Source organism: Dethiosulfovibrio salsuginis (assembly GCF_900177735.1).
GTDB classification, from domain to species: Bacteria; Synergistota; Synergistia; order Synergistales; family Dethiosulfovibrionaceae; genus Dethiosulfovibrio; species Dethiosulfovibrio salsuginis.
The window spans coordinates 1-14,480 of sequence record NZ_FXBB01000002.1 but is presented as its reverse complement, the minus strand read 5'-3'; the positions used below and the strand labels follow the sequence as shown (position 1 = coordinate 14,480).

At 56.5% G+C, this 14,480-nt stretch carries 12 protein-coding genes; 7 read left to right on the top strand and 5 right to left on the bottom strand.

Annotated elements, in window-relative coordinates; translation table 11 throughout:
- Positions 1-31: 31 nt before the first annotated feature.
- The 3 genes from B9Y55_RS01755 to meaB are packed head-to-tail and all read left to right on the top strand — an operon-like array spanning position 32 to position 5,519.
- The gene (locus B9Y55_RS01755) at positions 32-2,194 is read left to right on the top strand and encodes a methylmalonyl-CoA mutase family protein (protein ID WP_159448188.1); all 2,163 of its coding nucleotides are present in this window, start codon (positions 32-34) and stop codon (positions 2,192-2,194) included.
- The gene (scpA, locus tag B9Y55_RS01750) at positions 2,194-4,389 is read left to right on the top strand and encodes a methylmalonyl-CoA mutase (RefSeq protein ID WP_085543639.1); all 2,196 of its coding nucleotides are present in this window, start codon (positions 2,194-2,196) and stop codon (positions 4,387-4,389) included. Before B9Y55_RS01755 ends, scpA begins: the two co-directional genes overlap by 1 nt.
- Positions 4,390-4,391: 2 nt before the next feature.
- Positions 4,392-5,519 carry a methylmalonyl Co-A mutase-associated GTPase MeaB gene (gene meaB, locus B9Y55_RS01745; protein WP_085543638.1) on the top strand — a complete coding sequence of 376 codons (1,128 nt, stop codon included), beginning with the start codon at positions 4,392-4,394 and terminating at the stop codon, positions 5,517-5,519.
- Between the two features lie 44 nt (positions 5,520-5,563).
- On the opposite strand, the gene B9Y55_RS01740 is transcribed toward meaB, so the two are convergent.
- The gene (locus B9Y55_RS01740) at positions 5,564-6,181 is read right to left on the bottom strand and encodes a class I SAM-dependent methyltransferase (RefSeq protein ID WP_085543637.1); all 618 of its coding nucleotides are present in this window, start codon (positions 6,179-6,181) and stop codon (positions 5,564-5,566) included.
- 109 nt (positions 6,182-6,290) lie between these two features.
- On the opposite strand from B9Y55_RS01740, the gene B9Y55_RS01735 reads away from it, so the two are divergent.
- The 4 genes from B9Y55_RS01735 to B9Y55_RS13335 all read left to right on the top strand — a co-directional run bounded on the left by B9Y55_RS01735 (position 6,291) and on the right by B9Y55_RS13335 (position 10,317).
- Positions 6,291-7,550, top strand: a complete 1,260-nt coding sequence (locus tag B9Y55_RS01735) for an ATP-binding protein (protein WP_085543636.1) — start codon at positions 6,291-6,293, stop codon at positions 7,548-7,550.
- Between the two features lie 242 nt (positions 7,551-7,792).
- Positions 7,793-8,164 carry a hypothetical protein gene (locus B9Y55_RS01730; RefSeq protein ID WP_085543635.1) on the top strand — a complete coding sequence of 124 codons (372 nt, stop codon included), beginning with the start codon at positions 7,793-7,795 and terminating at the stop codon, positions 8,162-8,164.
- Positions 8,165-8,437: 273 nt separating this feature from the next.
- Positions 8,438-9,718 (top strand): AAA family ATPase, encoded by a 1,281-nt coding sequence (locus B9Y55_RS01725; protein ID WP_085543634.1) that lies wholly within the window; start codon positions 8,438-8,440, stop codon positions 9,716-9,718.
- A gap of 227 nt (positions 9,719-9,945) precedes the next feature.
- On the top strand, positions 9,946-10,317 hold the full coding sequence (locus B9Y55_RS13335; protein WP_200806598.1) for an HNH endonuclease family protein: 372 nt from the start codon (positions 9,946-9,948) through the stop codon (positions 10,315-10,317).
- Between the two features lie 39 nt (positions 10,318-10,356).
- On the opposite strand, the gene B9Y55_RS01715 is transcribed toward B9Y55_RS13335, so the two are convergent.
- The 4 genes from B9Y55_RS01715 to B9Y55_RS01700 form a co-directional block, all read right to left on the bottom strand.
- Entirely contained in the window at positions 10,357-11,319 is a 963-nt protein-coding gene (locus tag B9Y55_RS01715; protein WP_085543632.1) for a hypothetical protein, read from the bottom strand.
- A gap of 25 nt (positions 11,320-11,344) precedes the next feature.
- Positions 11,345-11,956, bottom strand: coding sequence for a sugar O-acetyltransferase (locus B9Y55_RS01710; protein WP_085543631.1), 612 nt, complete (start codon positions 11,954-11,956; stop codon positions 11,345-11,347).
- Between the two features lie 59 nt (positions 11,957-12,015).
- A complete protein-coding gene (locus B9Y55_RS01705) occupies positions 12,016-13,785 on the bottom strand; it encodes a sodium:solute symporter family protein (RefSeq protein ID WP_085543630.1) in 1,770 nt (589 codons plus the stop codon).
- 116 nt (positions 13,786-13,901) lie between these two features.
- On the bottom strand, positions 13,902-14,378 hold the full coding sequence (locus B9Y55_RS01700) for a PLP-dependent transferase (protein WP_085543629.1): 477 nt from the start codon (positions 14,376-14,378) through the stop codon (positions 13,902-13,904).
- Between the last annotated feature and the right edge of the window lie 102 nt (positions 14,379-14,480).

The following is a 14,480-nucleotide window of genomic DNA, read 5'->3' as shown; positions in this document are numbered from 1 at the left end:
AACTATCTCTATTTCAGGAAGGTTGATTTCTATGGATCTGGAAGCACAGGCAAAACCGCGACCTTTTCCTCCTGTGTCCTTCGACGAGTTTCCTCCTACGTCGTACGAGGAGTGGAAGGCCGAGGCTGAGGCGGCGCTGAAAGGAGCTCCCTTCGAGAAAAAACTCTTAACTAAGACCTACGAAGGGATAACCCTGGAGCCACTCTATATGGAGTCCTCCCTGGAGGGACTGACGCTGGACACCCTTCCAGGCCGAGAGGACTATCTGAGGGGAACCTCGGCGGCGGGTTATATCCAAAGGCCCTGGGCTATCGCCCAAAGCTGCGACGAGGTCCTGCCGGAAGATTCAAACCAGGCGGTGAAAAAGGAGCTCGCCGGAGGGTCCAATTCCCTCCACCTCATACTGGACCGTGCCACCACCTACGGAACGTCCCCGGCCTGGGCGGACGGTGAGTCGGAGCCTAGGGGCCTGTCCCTCTCGACCCTGAAGGACGTGGACGACCTAATGGCGGACCTGGACCTGTCCAAGAACGGGATCCACGTTTACGCCGGTCCCTCCTCCGCCCCCCTTCTCGCTCTCCTCGCCGGTAGGGCCAGATCTCAGGGAAGGGCCTCGAACCTCGCCCTGTGGAGCGGATGCGTCGGAGCCGACCCTATCGGATCTCTGGCCCAGGACGGATCCATCCCCTGTCCTATGGACCAGCTGATGGACGAGGCAGCCCTGACGATCCATTGGTCCAGGAAGGCCGCCCCCGGCCTGAAGACCGTCCTTATTAGAGGGGACGTCTACCACGACGGAGGGGCCAACGGGGTGCAGGAGCTGGCCTGCTCCATGGCTACCGCCATAGAGTACCTCAGGGCCATGGAGATAAGGGGCCTGGACGTGGATTCGGCGGCCTCCGCCATGAGGTTCAGTTTCTCCTTAGGGGCCAACTACTTCATGGAGATAGCAAAGCTCAGGGCGGCCAGGGTGTTCTGGTCCCAGGTTGTCAGGGCCTTCGGCGGCAGTGGAGACTCGGCCAAGATGGACATCTTCGCCTCTACCTCCAGGTTCACCCAGACGGTCTACGACCCTTACGTAAACGTCCTTCGGGCCACGTCCCAGGCATTCTCCGGCGTCGTAGGTGGGACCGACACCCTTTGGGTGAGGCGGTTCGACGAGGCCATAAGGCCAGGGACCGAACAGTCCAGGAGAATATCCAGAAACATCCAGATACTTCTCCAGAGCGAGTTCAACCTCACCCAGCCCATAGACCCGGCAGGGGGCTCCTACTACGTCGAGAAGCTCACCTCCCAGCTTCTTGAAAGCAGCTGGGAGGCCATGCAGGCCATAGAGGCCGAGGGGGGCATGATAAAGGCCCTTCAGTCTGGCTACGTCCAGAGGGAGATCGACGGGGTTCTTCAGTCGAGGCTCAAAAAGCTGGACGTGAGGTCCGACCGTGCGGTTGGGACGAACATGTACCCCAACGTCACCGAAAAGCCCCTTGAGGGGACGACCCCGGACCTCAAAGAGATAGCCGCCAAGAGAGCCGCCTCGGTGGAGGGCTACAGAGAGCTCACCGACGAGGTCCACAGGAAAGACAAGCTCGACAAGGTGCTGGACTCTATGGCAGGAGACCCCGAGGGCTTTATGGAAAACCTCATGGAGACCTTCATGGCTGGGGCCACGTTGTACGAGGTTCGGCAGGTCCTTAACGACGGATTTTCCGGAGACCTCACCGTTGAGCCTATATCGCCTCACCGATGGACCGAGAGGTTTGAGGCACTGAGGAAGAAGACCGAGGAAGGGGCCCTGGCTGGCAGGAAGGTCACAGTCTTCCTGGCAAACATGGGACCGCTCAAACAGCACAAGGGCAGGGCGGACTTCAGCACGTCCTTCATGGAGGTCGCCGACTTCGACGTGATCAGGAGCGACGGCTTCGACTCGGTGGAGGCCGCCGCAGAGGCGGCGGTAGCATCCGGGGCGACAGCCACGGTCATATGCTCCACCGACGACACCTATCCCGAGCTTGTTCCCCCTCTGGCCAAGGCCATAAAGGAGGGAGCTCCAACCATGACGGTCCTCCTGGCGGGAGCGCCCGCGCCGGAGTTCAAGGAGAGCTACGTCCAGGCTGGAGTGGACGACTTTATCCACGTGAAGGCCAACTGTTACGCCGTTCTGGAGTCCCTCCAGAGGGCAGGAGGAATAGCATAATGTCGATAAAACCGGATTTTACGAAGATAAAATGCAACCCCAAGGGGTTCGATCCCTCGGACCTCGCCGCCTGGAGGGAGGATCTGGAGAGGTCCACCGGCAGGGACTACGACTCCATCGTCGCCAAGACCATGGAGCAGATAGACCTCAAACCCCTGTATCGCAGGGAGGACGTGGAGGGCCTTGGACACATGAACTCCCTGGCTGGACTGCCCCCTTTCCTGAGGGGCCCTTACTCCACCATGTACGTCACTCGGCCCTGGACCGTCCGGCAGTACGCCGGGTTCTCAACCGCCGAGGAGAGCAACGCCTTCTACCGCAGAAACCTGGCGGCAGGACAGAAGGGGCTCTCCATAGCCTTCGACCTGGCGACCCACAGAGGCTACGACTCGGATCACCCCAGAGTGGTGGGAGACGTGGGGAAGGCGGGGGTGGCGGTGGACTCCATCCTGGACATGGAGATACTTTTCTCCGGCATACCTCTCGGTCAGATGTCGGTTTCCATGACCATGAACGGCGCCGTTCTTCCTGTCATGGCCTTTTACATCCTCGCGGCGGAGGAACAGGGAGTGGACCGCTCCCTGTTGAGCGGAACCATCCAAAACGACATACTCAAGGAGTTCATGGTCCGAAACACCTACATATACCCCCCCGCGGCGTCTATGAGGATCATAGGGGACATATTCTCCTACACCTCCCAGCATATGCCTAAGTTCAACAGCATAAGCATATCGGGCTATCACATGCAGGAGGCCGGGGCCACCGCCGACATAGAGCTCGGCTACACCCTTGCCGACGGTCTGGAGTACATCCGCACCGGCATAGAGGCGGGGCTCGACGTGGACAACTTCGCTCCGAGGCTCTCGTTCTTCTGGGCCATAGGGAAGAACTACTTCATGGAGGTCGCCAAGATGAGGGCCGCCAGGATGCTCTGGGCGAAGATAGTCAAGCAGTTCGATCCCAAGAAGGCCAAGTCCATGGCCCTCAGGACCCACTCTCAGACCTCGGGATGGAGCCTGACCGCCCAGGACCCCTTCAACAACATAGCCAGGACCTGCGTGGAGGCCATGGCGGCGGCCCTGGGACACACCCAGTCGCTCCACACCAACGCACTGGACGAGGCCATAGCGCTGCCCACCGACTTCTCCGCCCGTATAGCCAGAAACACCCAGCTCTACATCCAGGACGAGACCAGCGTCTGTAAGGTCATAGACCCCTGGGGAGGGTCCTACTACGTGGAGGCCCTGACCGACGAGCTTATCCGCCGGGCCTGGGGACACATCCAGGAGGTCGAGGAGCTTGGGGGAATGTCCAAGGCCATAGAGACCGGCCTTCCCAAGATGAGGATAGAGGAAGCCTCCGCCAGACGGCAGGCCCACATCGACTCGGGCAAGGAGAAGATCCTCGGGGTAAACTTCCACCAGCTTGAACAGGAGGACCCTATCGACATACTGGAGGTGGACAACACTGCCGTCCGACTGTCCCAGATCCGAAGGCTTGAGAAGCTTCGATCCGAGAGGGACAACGACAAGGTGGTACAGGCCCTCAACGCCATAACCTACTCCATGGAGACCGGCGAGGGCAACCTCCTCGATCTGGCGGTGAACGCCGCCAGGGCAAGGGCAAGCCTGGGAGAGATATCCGACGCTATTGAGAAGGTCTCGGGCAGACACAAGGCTATCATTCGGTCCATCTCGGGCGTATACAGCACCGAGTTCGCCGACGAGGACATAATAAAAGAGGTCCGGGAGATGACCGCCGATTTCGAGGTACGGGAGGGACGACGTCCCAGGATAATGGTGGCCAAAATGGGCCAGGACGGACACGACCGAGGGGCCAAGGTGGTGGCCACCGCCTACGCCGACATGGGCTTCGACGTGGACGTCGGCGCACTCTTCCAGACCCCCGAGGAGACAGCTCAGGAGGCTGTGGACAACGACGTCCACATAGTCGGAATGAGCTCCCTGGCGGCGGGACACAAGACACTCCTTCCTCAGCTCATGGAGGAGCTGGCGAAAAGAGGACGGGAGGACATAATGGTCATAGCCGGAGGGGTTATACCGGCTCAGGACTACGAATATCTGAGAGAAAACGGAGCAGCGGCTATCTACGGTCCCGGAACGATAATACCGGCGGCGGCCAAGGAAATGCTGGAGATCCTCAATCGTCGTCTGGCGGAACAGGATCTCCCCTAGATATGGCCTACGACACCTACAGGCCCGACTGGGTCCCTGAAGACGGGGACTCCCAGTTTTCCTGCCGGGTGATGACCGGGGTAGAGGGAGTAAAAGACGGAGCCGGAACCACCGGGACGGCGAAGGCTCCCGCCAGGCAAAAGCTCACCCTGGACGACTACGAGAGGGGGATACTGGAGGGGAACAGGATGATCCTCTCCAGGGCCATAACCCTCATAGAGAGCAACGCCCCCAAACACTTCGATCCCGCCCAGGAACTGGTCCAGAGGGTCCTGCCCCACACAGGAGGAGCCATTAGGGTCGGGATAACCGGAGTGCCAGGGGTTGGAAAGAGCACCTTCATAGAGGCCCTGGGCTGTACCCTCTGTGAGGCGGGGCATAAGGTGGCGGTCCTTGCGGTCGACCCAAGCAGCTCGGTGTCCGGAGGGTCCATCCTGGGGGATAAAACCAGGATGGAGTACCTTACCAGGGAGCCAAGGGCCTTCATCCGGCCCTCTCCCTCCAGCGGAACCCTAGGAGGGGTCACCAGAAAGAGCCGGGAGACCCTGCTGCTCTGCGAGGCGGCGGGCTACGACGTCATACTGGTCGAGACGGTAGGGGTGGGCCAGAGCGAGACCACCGTCCGGTCCATGGTGGACTTCTTCATGGTCCTGGTCCTCACAGGGGCGGGAGACGATCTCCAGGGGATAAAGAAGGGCATCATCGAGCTGGCGGACGCCATAGTGGTCAACAAGGCCGACGGCGACAACCGCCGGAAGGCCCTCGTCACCAGAGCGGACTACGAGCAGATCCTCCACTACCTCAGGCCCGCCACCGAGGGCTGGACCACCGGTGCCTACACCTGTTCCGCCATAACCAAAGAGGGAATCGAGGACGTGTGGAACGTGGTCCTCCGGTTCAAGGAGAAGATGGGGCGGTCTGGCTACTTCCGAACCAGGCGTTCCAGACAGGCCATGGAGTGGATGGACACCATGGTGAAAGAATATCTTCATCACAGGGTGGCCCAGGACCAGGCCATATCGGCCAAGCGGTCGGAGATACAGAGGCTCGTCGAGAGCGGCGAGACACCTCCAACCATGGCGGCCAAGATGATAATAGAGGTCATGGAGAGGGAACTTTTTTGCCGATAGAGACAGGGGGAGCCGGAACGATCCGGCTCCCCCTGTGCTATACGTTAGGCGTTCAGATGGCTGATCCTCTCGAACACTATGGTGTGCCAGAGCAGGTCCCGGCCCATGCCGTCTCGGTTTTGCCCCTGGCTGAGGAGCCTGAAGCCGGTCGGCTCGAACAGCCCTCTGACCTGATCGGGATCCCGATTCACGTAGAGCCTATCGTCTCCTTGCCTCTCGCCGGAGCAGAAGGAGCAGATAAACAGGCCTTTCTGTTTCAGGAGGGACCCTATCTGTTCGGCCAGGAGTACCATGTCTCCCTCTGGGACGTGCATCAGCATGGCTATGGAGACGACGGCGTCGAAGGCTTTACCCAACAGGGCGTGCCCAGGCGGCAGGGGAAGGGCGGCCTCCATGGCGCAGCAGGTCTCTCCAGCTTTCAAGAATGTCTGTCTTGTCAGGTCAACCATGGAGGAGCTTCCGTCCACCGCCGTTATCCTGCACCCTAGGGAAGCCATAAACAGGCCGTCCCTTCCGGTTCCACAGCCTATCTCCAGGACGTCCCACCCTGGGCGCAGCCGATAACCGAGGAGGTCGTGGAGGTCGGTTAGGTCCGCTGAGTCGTAGCTTCGCCGGAGGTCTTCTGCGTTTCTGTCGTAGAAATGAATGGTCTGCTCGTCCATGTATGCCTCCTGTGGGATCTTCTTGTCATATCACGATGTGAGTTTACAATAGGGGAGGCCAAACCGATAGCGGTGATTTGGCGTATAAAGCGTGGAGGAGGGATTGAAAATGATCACCGATAGAGCGGAAGAACTGCTAAGCAGAATAGCTCTAGGAGAGGATTCTGTTTTGGAACTTAAGAAGGTGGAGTTCAGCGGAAACAGGGTAAGCGGTCCTCATAGAGATGGAATGGCCGACGAGCTGGCGGCGATGGCGAACACCGTCTCCGGCGTGGTGGTGTTGGGGGTGGACGACAGGACCAGGGAGATAGAGGGTATACCTCTGGAAAAACTGGATCTCCTGGAGGATTGGATTCGGTCTATCTGCAACGACTCTATCGACCCACCTCTGGACTGTGTGATCAGAAAGGTAGCCATAGCCGACGGCAAAGGCGATGAGGTCGCCATCCTCAGGATAGATGTTCCCCGTAGCCTGTTCGTACATAAAAGCCCTAACGGCTATTTTCGTCGTATAGGAAGCTCTAAGAGGGAAATGCGTCCTGACGTACTGGCTCGACTTTTTCAGCAACGTAGCCAGGCGAGGCTGATTCGCTTCGACGAGCAGGTCGTTCCTGGAACCTCTCTGAGCGACCTGGAGCCCGATCTCTGGAACCGCTTTAGGACGGCTCTGTCGCCCAAAGAGGATCGGAGCTTTCTGGAGAAGATGAAGATGATCTCCGAGGACGAAGATGGCGCGCCTAGGGCTACGGTAGGAGGGCTTTTGATGGCCTCAAAATCACCTCACATCTACATGTCCAGCGCCTTCATCCAGGCGGTCTGTTACAGAGGAACCTCCCGAGGGGAGGCTCGCCAGCTCGATGCAAAGGACATAACCGGTCCCCTGGACGTCCAGATAAGGGAGGGCTGTAAGTTTGTTGAGAGCAACATGAAGGTCTTTGCGATAAAGGCCCCCAACAGAATAGAGACTCCCCAGTTCTCCATGAACGCCGTCTTCGAAGCTATCGTGAACGCCGTAGCCCACAGGGATTACTCTATCTACGGCTCTAAAATTCGTCTGCACGTTTTTTCCGATCGATTGGAGCTGTTCTCCCCTGGCTCTATACCTAACACCATGACCATCGAAAGCATCTCGGAGAGACAGTCCGCTCGAAACGAGCTCATAAGTTCCCTGCTGGCTCGCTGTCCTATGAACGTCGACGCCCCTAACAGCCAGAGGAGTTTTATTATGGACAAAAGGGGAGAGGGAGTTCCTATTATAATCACCGAAAGCGAAGCCCTCTCAGGTAGGCGACCGGAGTTTGCCCTCATAGACGACAGCGAGCTCAAGCTAACTATTTTTGCCGCCCCCTCTCCCCATGGAGACTCATAGCTGGGGCCAACGGAAGTGATGAGATTGTCGCTGAGGGCGTTCGTCCCCCCTTTATCAAGGGCGATTTACGTGCTATTATGGTCTACAATGTAATATGCGACCCTGTCCTCATCACCGGGTGAGGATTTTAAAGGCGTTCATAGCTTTGCCGTAGGTACGGCACTCCGAGAGGTGTGCTACAAGGCAGGCTGTGAACGCCTTTTTGTTTTAGGGTTAGACCAAACCACTGAGGAGGAGTTTACGTGAGGATCGAGCCTTTTAAGGTCGAGGAGTGGATGAACTCATACGAGGTCGGAGCGAAATACAACATCGCCGAGACCTGCGTCGATTCTATCTCGATCGACGAGCTGTTTCATTTGACGGGAAAGGACAGGGCGGCCTTTCTGGATGAGATATGTTCAAGACGTCTGACCTACGGAGATATCGAGGGAGCCGCCTCTTTCCGCGAGGGAGCACAGGAACAGATAATAGATGGCAGAGCGCCAGGAAGAACCGATAGGGACGAGATCACCGTTTTCGACTCGACGGGCATAGCCCTACAGGACCTGGCCTGTGCCGCTTTGGCTCTCTCCAAGGCGGAGAGGGAAAACTTAGGTACGACGGTCGAGCTTTAGAGGCGACCGGGTAACTCACTCGAAAGACGGGATTTACCACGATGACCTTTCCCGATACCGGGCGGTAGGAGACACAGGGGAGCTGGAACGATCCGGCTCCCCTGTGTTCTCCTTGTTCGGTCCTCGCCAATGGTTTAGAATCGGGAAAAGGACGGGAGAGGGATTGAAATAGACGATAGCGAGCTGTACGGAATGAAGAGGTGAGTTGGTGTATAGTGGTAACCTGTGCTTTAGATCATATTTCCCTTGTACGCCGTTAGGAGAGGATACGCTGTGATAAAAAAGATCTCCACGAAAAACATAGGCCCGTCTCCATCCATGGAGCTAGAGTTCGGGGAGAGGCTGAACCTGATCACCGGAGATAACGGCCTCGGCAAAAGCTTTCTTTTGGATATCGCTTGGTGGGCGATGACTCGAAGCTGGCCGGCCGAGCTGAATTCTAAGTTGTCGATAGGAAAAATCGCCCTCCCTACGAAAAAAAAGGAAAAGGCAATAATAAAATGTTCGTTTTCAGGGAAGACCAAGGATATCGCTACAAACTTCGAATATAGTGCCCAGTTGGAAAGCTGGAGAGTTCTACGGGGCAGACCGGGAATGCCGGGACTGGTTTTCTACGCCATGGTGGACGGCAGCTTCGCCGTGTGGGATCCCGCCAGGAACTACTGGAAGGAGAAAGGACAGCAGCAGGAAAAGGAGCGTCCATCGGCCTACATCTTCAGCCCCAAAGACGTATGGGACGGACTTGAAAGAGAGGACGGAACCTGGCTTTGCAACGGGCTGATAAGGGATTGGGCAGGATGGCAGAAAGAAAAAGGACGACCTTTCGACATATTGAGCTCCGTATTGGAGGTACTATCCCCCCCTTCCGACGAAAAGCTTGAACCGGGGAAACTTACCAGGATAAGCCTGGACGATGTTCGGGACATGCCGACCATAAAGATGCCCTACGGTCAGGACGTCCCTGTAGTACACTGTTCTTCCGGGATGAAGAGGATCATCGCCCTGGCCTATTTCCTTGTATGGTGCTGGGAAGAGCACCTCAAGGCGAAAGAGCTTCTAGGCGAAGAGCCGGAGCTCAATGCCATTTTTCTAGTGGACGAGGTAGAGTCTCACCTTCATCCTAAATGGCAGAGGACCATTTTAAGGTCCATAATGGATGTTATGGAGAAGCTCAACTCCGAAGCGAAGACCCAGCTCATAGCCGTGACCCACTCTCCCCTAATAATGGCATCGGCGGAAACCCTGTTCGACCCCGAAAAAGACGGATGGTTCGATCTGGATATGGTGAAGGGCGAAGTATCCTTGCTGAAAAGGGATTTCGTGCGTCAAGGAGATATATCGGATTGGCTCACGAGCGAGGCCTTCGACCTAAAATCGAGCTATTCCCTTGAAGCGGAACGTGTTATGGAAGAGGCATCTCAGGTTTTGAGCGACGAGACGGCGGACAAAGAGAAGGTAGTAGAGCTATACGACCGTCTCAGAGCAGTTCTGTCAGACACCGATCCCTTCTGGATTCGTTGGAACTTCGTGGCTGAGAGAAAAGGATGGTCTTGATGATCCAGGTGAACCCTAAACCGGAACCGGAAAGCTTCGACAAAAAGGTGAGGCAAAAGGGGATTAATTTTATGAAGAAAAACGAAATCAATTCCCATGTCCCACGACCGAAAGAAAAAACGCTGCCCCCGTATTGGCGAAATTGCCTCGATGACCTTCATTTTCTCTATGGAGGCATCTGCGCCTATCTGGCGATATACGTGGAAAGGATCACAGGAGCCAATTCGGTGGATCATTTCGTATCCAAAAGGAAGCGCCCAGACCTGGCCTACGAGTGGAGCAATTACAGGCTGGCGTGCGCAAGGATAAACAGTCGTAAAGGCGATTGCGACGATGTTCTCGACCCCTTTGAGGTAGAGAACGACTGGTTCCGTCTTGAGCTGACCACCGGACGGATATATCCAAAACCGAACCTAGAGGATCGAATCAAAAAAAAGGTCCAAAGAACCATCGATCGCCTTGGTCTCGATGAAAATTGGAGCAGAAAAGTAAGGACAAAGTACTACGACGACTACCTAAACGAAGATATCTCTTCGGACTATCTAAAAAGCCACGCTCCATTTCTATGGGCGGAGGCTGACAGACAAAATCTCCTCTGATGTGAGTAGGCTCAAGGCTTCCGATCTCTTAGCCAGCCCTCATGTTCCCAGCGCTCGCCTCTGGGTCGCTATCTTTGCCCTTCGGTCCTCGAGGTTGTCGAAGATGAACTCGTGGGTGACGTAGTCGGGCTCAAGGAGGTCCAGCAGTCGAGAGCAATGGGGCGTTGTGAAGGGCCGGTGTTGGTCCGTCATGGAAATCCTCTCCCAGGCTCTGGTCAGATTGGCCTGAAAATCTCCAGAAGCGTATCCGGGCAACCCCTGGGCCTCCCTCGCCTCGCCGGACAGGCTGAGGTTGAGGTGGATGCCCTCTATCCTTCTTCGAACCTCCGAGGGCAGCTTTCCAACCACGTCCAAAATATAGTCCACCCCCTCCTCCTCCGACCGGCAGGACGTGGTGGTGTTCAGAAGATGTCCCGTGTCCAGGAGAAAGGCCCAGTTCGAGAAGGAAAGGGAGCTCGCGAAGGACGACGTTTCCTCCGGGTCGGTGAAGGTGAGCCCCTCCCACCAGGAGTTCTCGAAAAACATCCTCACCGGAGGCTCTCCTCCGGGAAAGACCGAGACCGCCTCGTTCAGCATCTTTGCGGCCTGCTCCAGGACCAGCTTAGAGCCGTTGACCCGGCGGCCGGTCAGGACCTCCTCCACCGAGCTGTTCGTGACGTGGAAGACCCCGTAGGCCGGTTTCAAGGTTGCTGCGTCACGTATATAGCCTCGGAGGTTATCGATAAGGTCGTCAGGGCAGGAACCGCCGTAGAAAAAGAGTATCTCCTCTCGGGAGAAAGACCCCTCCAGGTTTCCCCCAAGCCAGGGGACCATCCAGTCCATGGAGAAGGGAAAATGGACCGCTGTCACAGCCTCCGGTGGGGTTCCATTCGTCCCGTCGAAGGCCGTCAGAACCTCCAGGCCGTCCAGCCCAAGTGAACGGTGAAACTGGACGACGTTCTCCCAGCCTCCGAAGGGTTCTATGTCGAAAGGGTAGACCGATATATTGGCGAGCTCCTTCATATTTTGGCCTTTTCCCCTTCCTGGATCAGCGGTAATCCTCCACGTCGAACTCTAGATCCTTAAAATAGTATTTTCTGTCCTCCTCGGTGATGTACCGGACCACCCGGCAGGGATTGCCCACGGCTATGGCGTTGTCCGGTATGTCTCTTGTGACGACGCTACCGGCGCCGATGACTGCGTTGTGTCCTATGCTGACCCCTGGATTGACCACCACGTTGCCGCCGATCCACACGTTGTTTCCTATCGTTATGGGGATACCGTACTCGTAGCCCGATTTTCTGGAATCCGGGTGGATCGGGTGTCCGGCGGTGTAGATCGCCACGTTAGGGGCCAGCATCACGTTGTTTCCTATCGTCACCTTTGCCACGTCCAGTATGATGCAGTTGTAGTTGGCGTAGAAATCGTCTCCTATCTCTATGTTGCTGCCGTAGTCGCACCTGAAGGGCGGCTCGATATAGGCGTTTTTCCCGACCTTGCCCAGGATCCTGCCGATAAGCTCCGTCCTTTTGGCGAAATCCTTCGGCTCGGACGTGTTGAACTGCTGAACCAGCTTCCTCGCCTTAAGCCTTTCCTCCGCAAGTCCGTCCATCCAAGCCTTGTAGGGTAGCCCCGCGAGCATCCTTTCCCTTTGATCCACCAAATTCACCTCTTCATCGATTAGGATATGTTTTTGGATATTTCCACTGGCTATAAATTTCACCGCTCCGCAGGGTACATCCTCAACAGCACGAACCAGACCAAAGTCGCACAGGCAAGGGCTCCAGAGACGCACAGGGCGGCCCTTGAGAAATCCCTAAAAATGACGAAGCCAACACCAGGCAACAGCAGATAAACCACCATCCCTGACGCTATCGCCCCTGTTACGGAAAGGGCGAGATCGGAGTCACAGATAACGTCGGGGCAGATCTTGGCGATAGGTTGCCATCCTTTGCCAGCGGGGCGAACCTTTCGGTAGAAACGGCAAAGGGTTTCCTCGTCCTCCGCCGGAGTGATCCACGTCACCACGAGCCAGACCGCTATCGTCAGAACCGCCACCAGAGCTAAGCGGTATTCCTCGTCCATGGGAAAAAGACGGCTGATCACGGTGTAGAAGGCCACCGACGATATCATCGCCGAGATCTCCGTCCAGGCGTTTATCCTCCACCAGAACCATCTAAGCATGAAAACCGCCCCCGTCCCTGCGCCTAGACTGGCGAGAAATCTCCATGCCTGGTCCACCGATACGTCTTTCATGATCCAGGCCGCCACGCCGCCGGTAATCAGGATGAAAATGGAGGACATCCTAGATACCTCTGTCAGACGGGAGTCCGACGCGTTGGGGTTTATAAATCTTTTGTAGAAGTCGCTGGCGAGGTAGGAAGCTCCCCAGTTGATTTGGGTGCTCATCGTGGACATATAGGCGGAAAAAAACGCCACTATCATAAGGCCTCTCAGACCTGCCGGGGCAAAGTCCCGTATGACCATAGGGAAGCCTACGCCAGGATCGGCCATCTCTCTGAGCCCTGGATAATGGGCCACCGCTACAAAGGAGACCAGCAGCCAGGGCCAGGGACGAATACAGTAGTGGGCTATCTGAAACCACAGAGTCGCCCATACGGCGTGCCGTTCGTTCTTGCAGGAGGCCATTCGCTGGACTATGAAGCCCCCTCCTCCCGGTTCGGCACCGGGATACCAGGATGCCCACCACTGGACGAACAGCATGACCAAAAGAACCCCTATAGGCATCCATGGGTCGCTGCCACGGAAGTCGGGCAGGAATCGAAACATCTGTTCTCCTCCGGCTATGTTGGTGACGATAGAGTGACGCATGCCGCCGATGCCGCCTAGGGAGGACACGGAGACCACCGCCAATGCGATACATCCCGCCATGGCCAGTATAAACTGGAAAAAGTCGGTGACAGCGACCCCCCACATACCGGAAACGGTGCTGTAGACTCCGACAACCACCAGCATCGCTATTATGATGGACCAGTCGCCGGGGCCAGAGCCTTCCCCTCCTGACAGGACCGTATGTTTTAACACCTTAAGCATCGCTCCTGTTACCCACCCTATGATAATGGGGTTTATCAGCAGGGCTATGTAAAGTGCCCTGAATCCCCTGAGAAATGCCGCAGGCTTTCCACCGTATCGGAGTTCCACCAGCTCTACGTCTGTAAGCACCTCGGTCCTTCTCCATAGCCGAGCGTAGACGAACACCGTAACCATTCCACCAAGGGCAAAGGCCCACCAGAACCAGTTTCCCGCAAGCCCAAATTTAGCAACCAGGCCGGTTACCGCAAGAGGAGTGTCGGCGGCGAAGGTCGTTGCCACCATAGATGTCCCAGCTATCCACCAGGGGAGAGACCTACCTGATACGAAGTACTCAACCATACTTCCCCCTGCCTTCTTCCGAAACGCCAGGCCTATCCCAAGAGCAACCACAAAATATCCCACTATGATGGTCCAATCTACGAACTCCAGCCTCATAAAAACACCTCCTCGATAGGCTCTCAGGCTGATTCAGAATCTTCTGTCGTTAAGCCTTTGTAAGAGGATATAATGCTATCTTCCTTCGGTCAAGACTCTGTTGCCCTGGAGGGAATCTAGCCCAACCCGCAGGTCTTAAATGCCTGGCTGAGGTCGTCTATAAGGTCCTCCGGGTCCTCAAGGCCGACGCTGAACCGGAAGAAGTCCTGGTGGAATACGTCGGGATAGTGGGGTAGCTTGTCGCTGTTTTTGTCGTAGTAGACCATGAGGCTCTCGCTGTCGCCTAGAGACACCGCGTGGGTGATCAGCTTAAGCTGGTCCAAAAAGCGACAGTGGGTTTCCTCGTCCCCTTTTATATCGAAGGCGATCATGCCGGAATATCCGTTCCTCATGATCGCCTTCGCCCTTTCGTGCTGTGGGTGGCTCTCAAGGCCGGGATACCAGATGAAGCGGACCGCAGGGCTCCCCTCCAGAAACCGGGCGACCTCAATGGAGGTTCGAGAGTGCTGGGCCATTCGGATCGGGACTGTCACCAGCCCTCTGGCTATGAGCCAGGCGTTGAAGGGGCTCAGGATTCCTCCGTAGTTGATCATGGCCAGCTCTCATAGCTGGTAACTTAGTAGATTTAACCTCTAGCCAGTCAAAGATCAATTAAAATTGCTAGCGTTCTTTTCTATTCTAGAGCATCATAATCT

Coding starts and splice junctions, on each gene's coding strand:
- scpA (WP_085543639.1), top strand. CDS start 2,194: ATGTCGATAAAACCGGATTTTACGAAGATAAAATGCAACCCCAAGGGG.
- B9Y55_RS01735 (WP_085543636.1), top strand. CDS start 6,291: ATGATCACCGATAGAGCGGAAGAACTGCTAAGCAGAATAGCTCTAGGA.
- B9Y55_RS01700 (WP_085543629.1), bottom strand. CDS start 14,378: ATGATCAACTACGGAGGAATCCTGAGCCCCTTCAACGCCTGGCTCATA.
- B9Y55_RS01755 (WP_159448188.1), top strand. CDS start 32: ATGGATCTGGAAGCACAGGCAAAACCGCGACCTTTTCCTCCTGTGTCC.
- meaB (WP_085543638.1), top strand. CDS start 4,392: ATGGCCTACGACACCTACAGGCCCGACTGGGTCCCTGAAGACGGGGAC.
- B9Y55_RS01740 (WP_085543637.1), bottom strand. CDS start 6,181: ATGGACGAGCAGACCATTCATTTCTACGACAGAAACGCAGAAGACCTC.
- B9Y55_RS01705 (WP_085543630.1), bottom strand. CDS start 13,785: ATGAGGCTGGAGTTCGTAGATTGGACCATCATAGTGGGATATTTTGTG.
- B9Y55_RS01715 (WP_085543632.1), bottom strand. CDS start 11,319: ATGAAGGAGCTCGCCAATATATCGGTCTACCCTTTCGACATAGAACCC.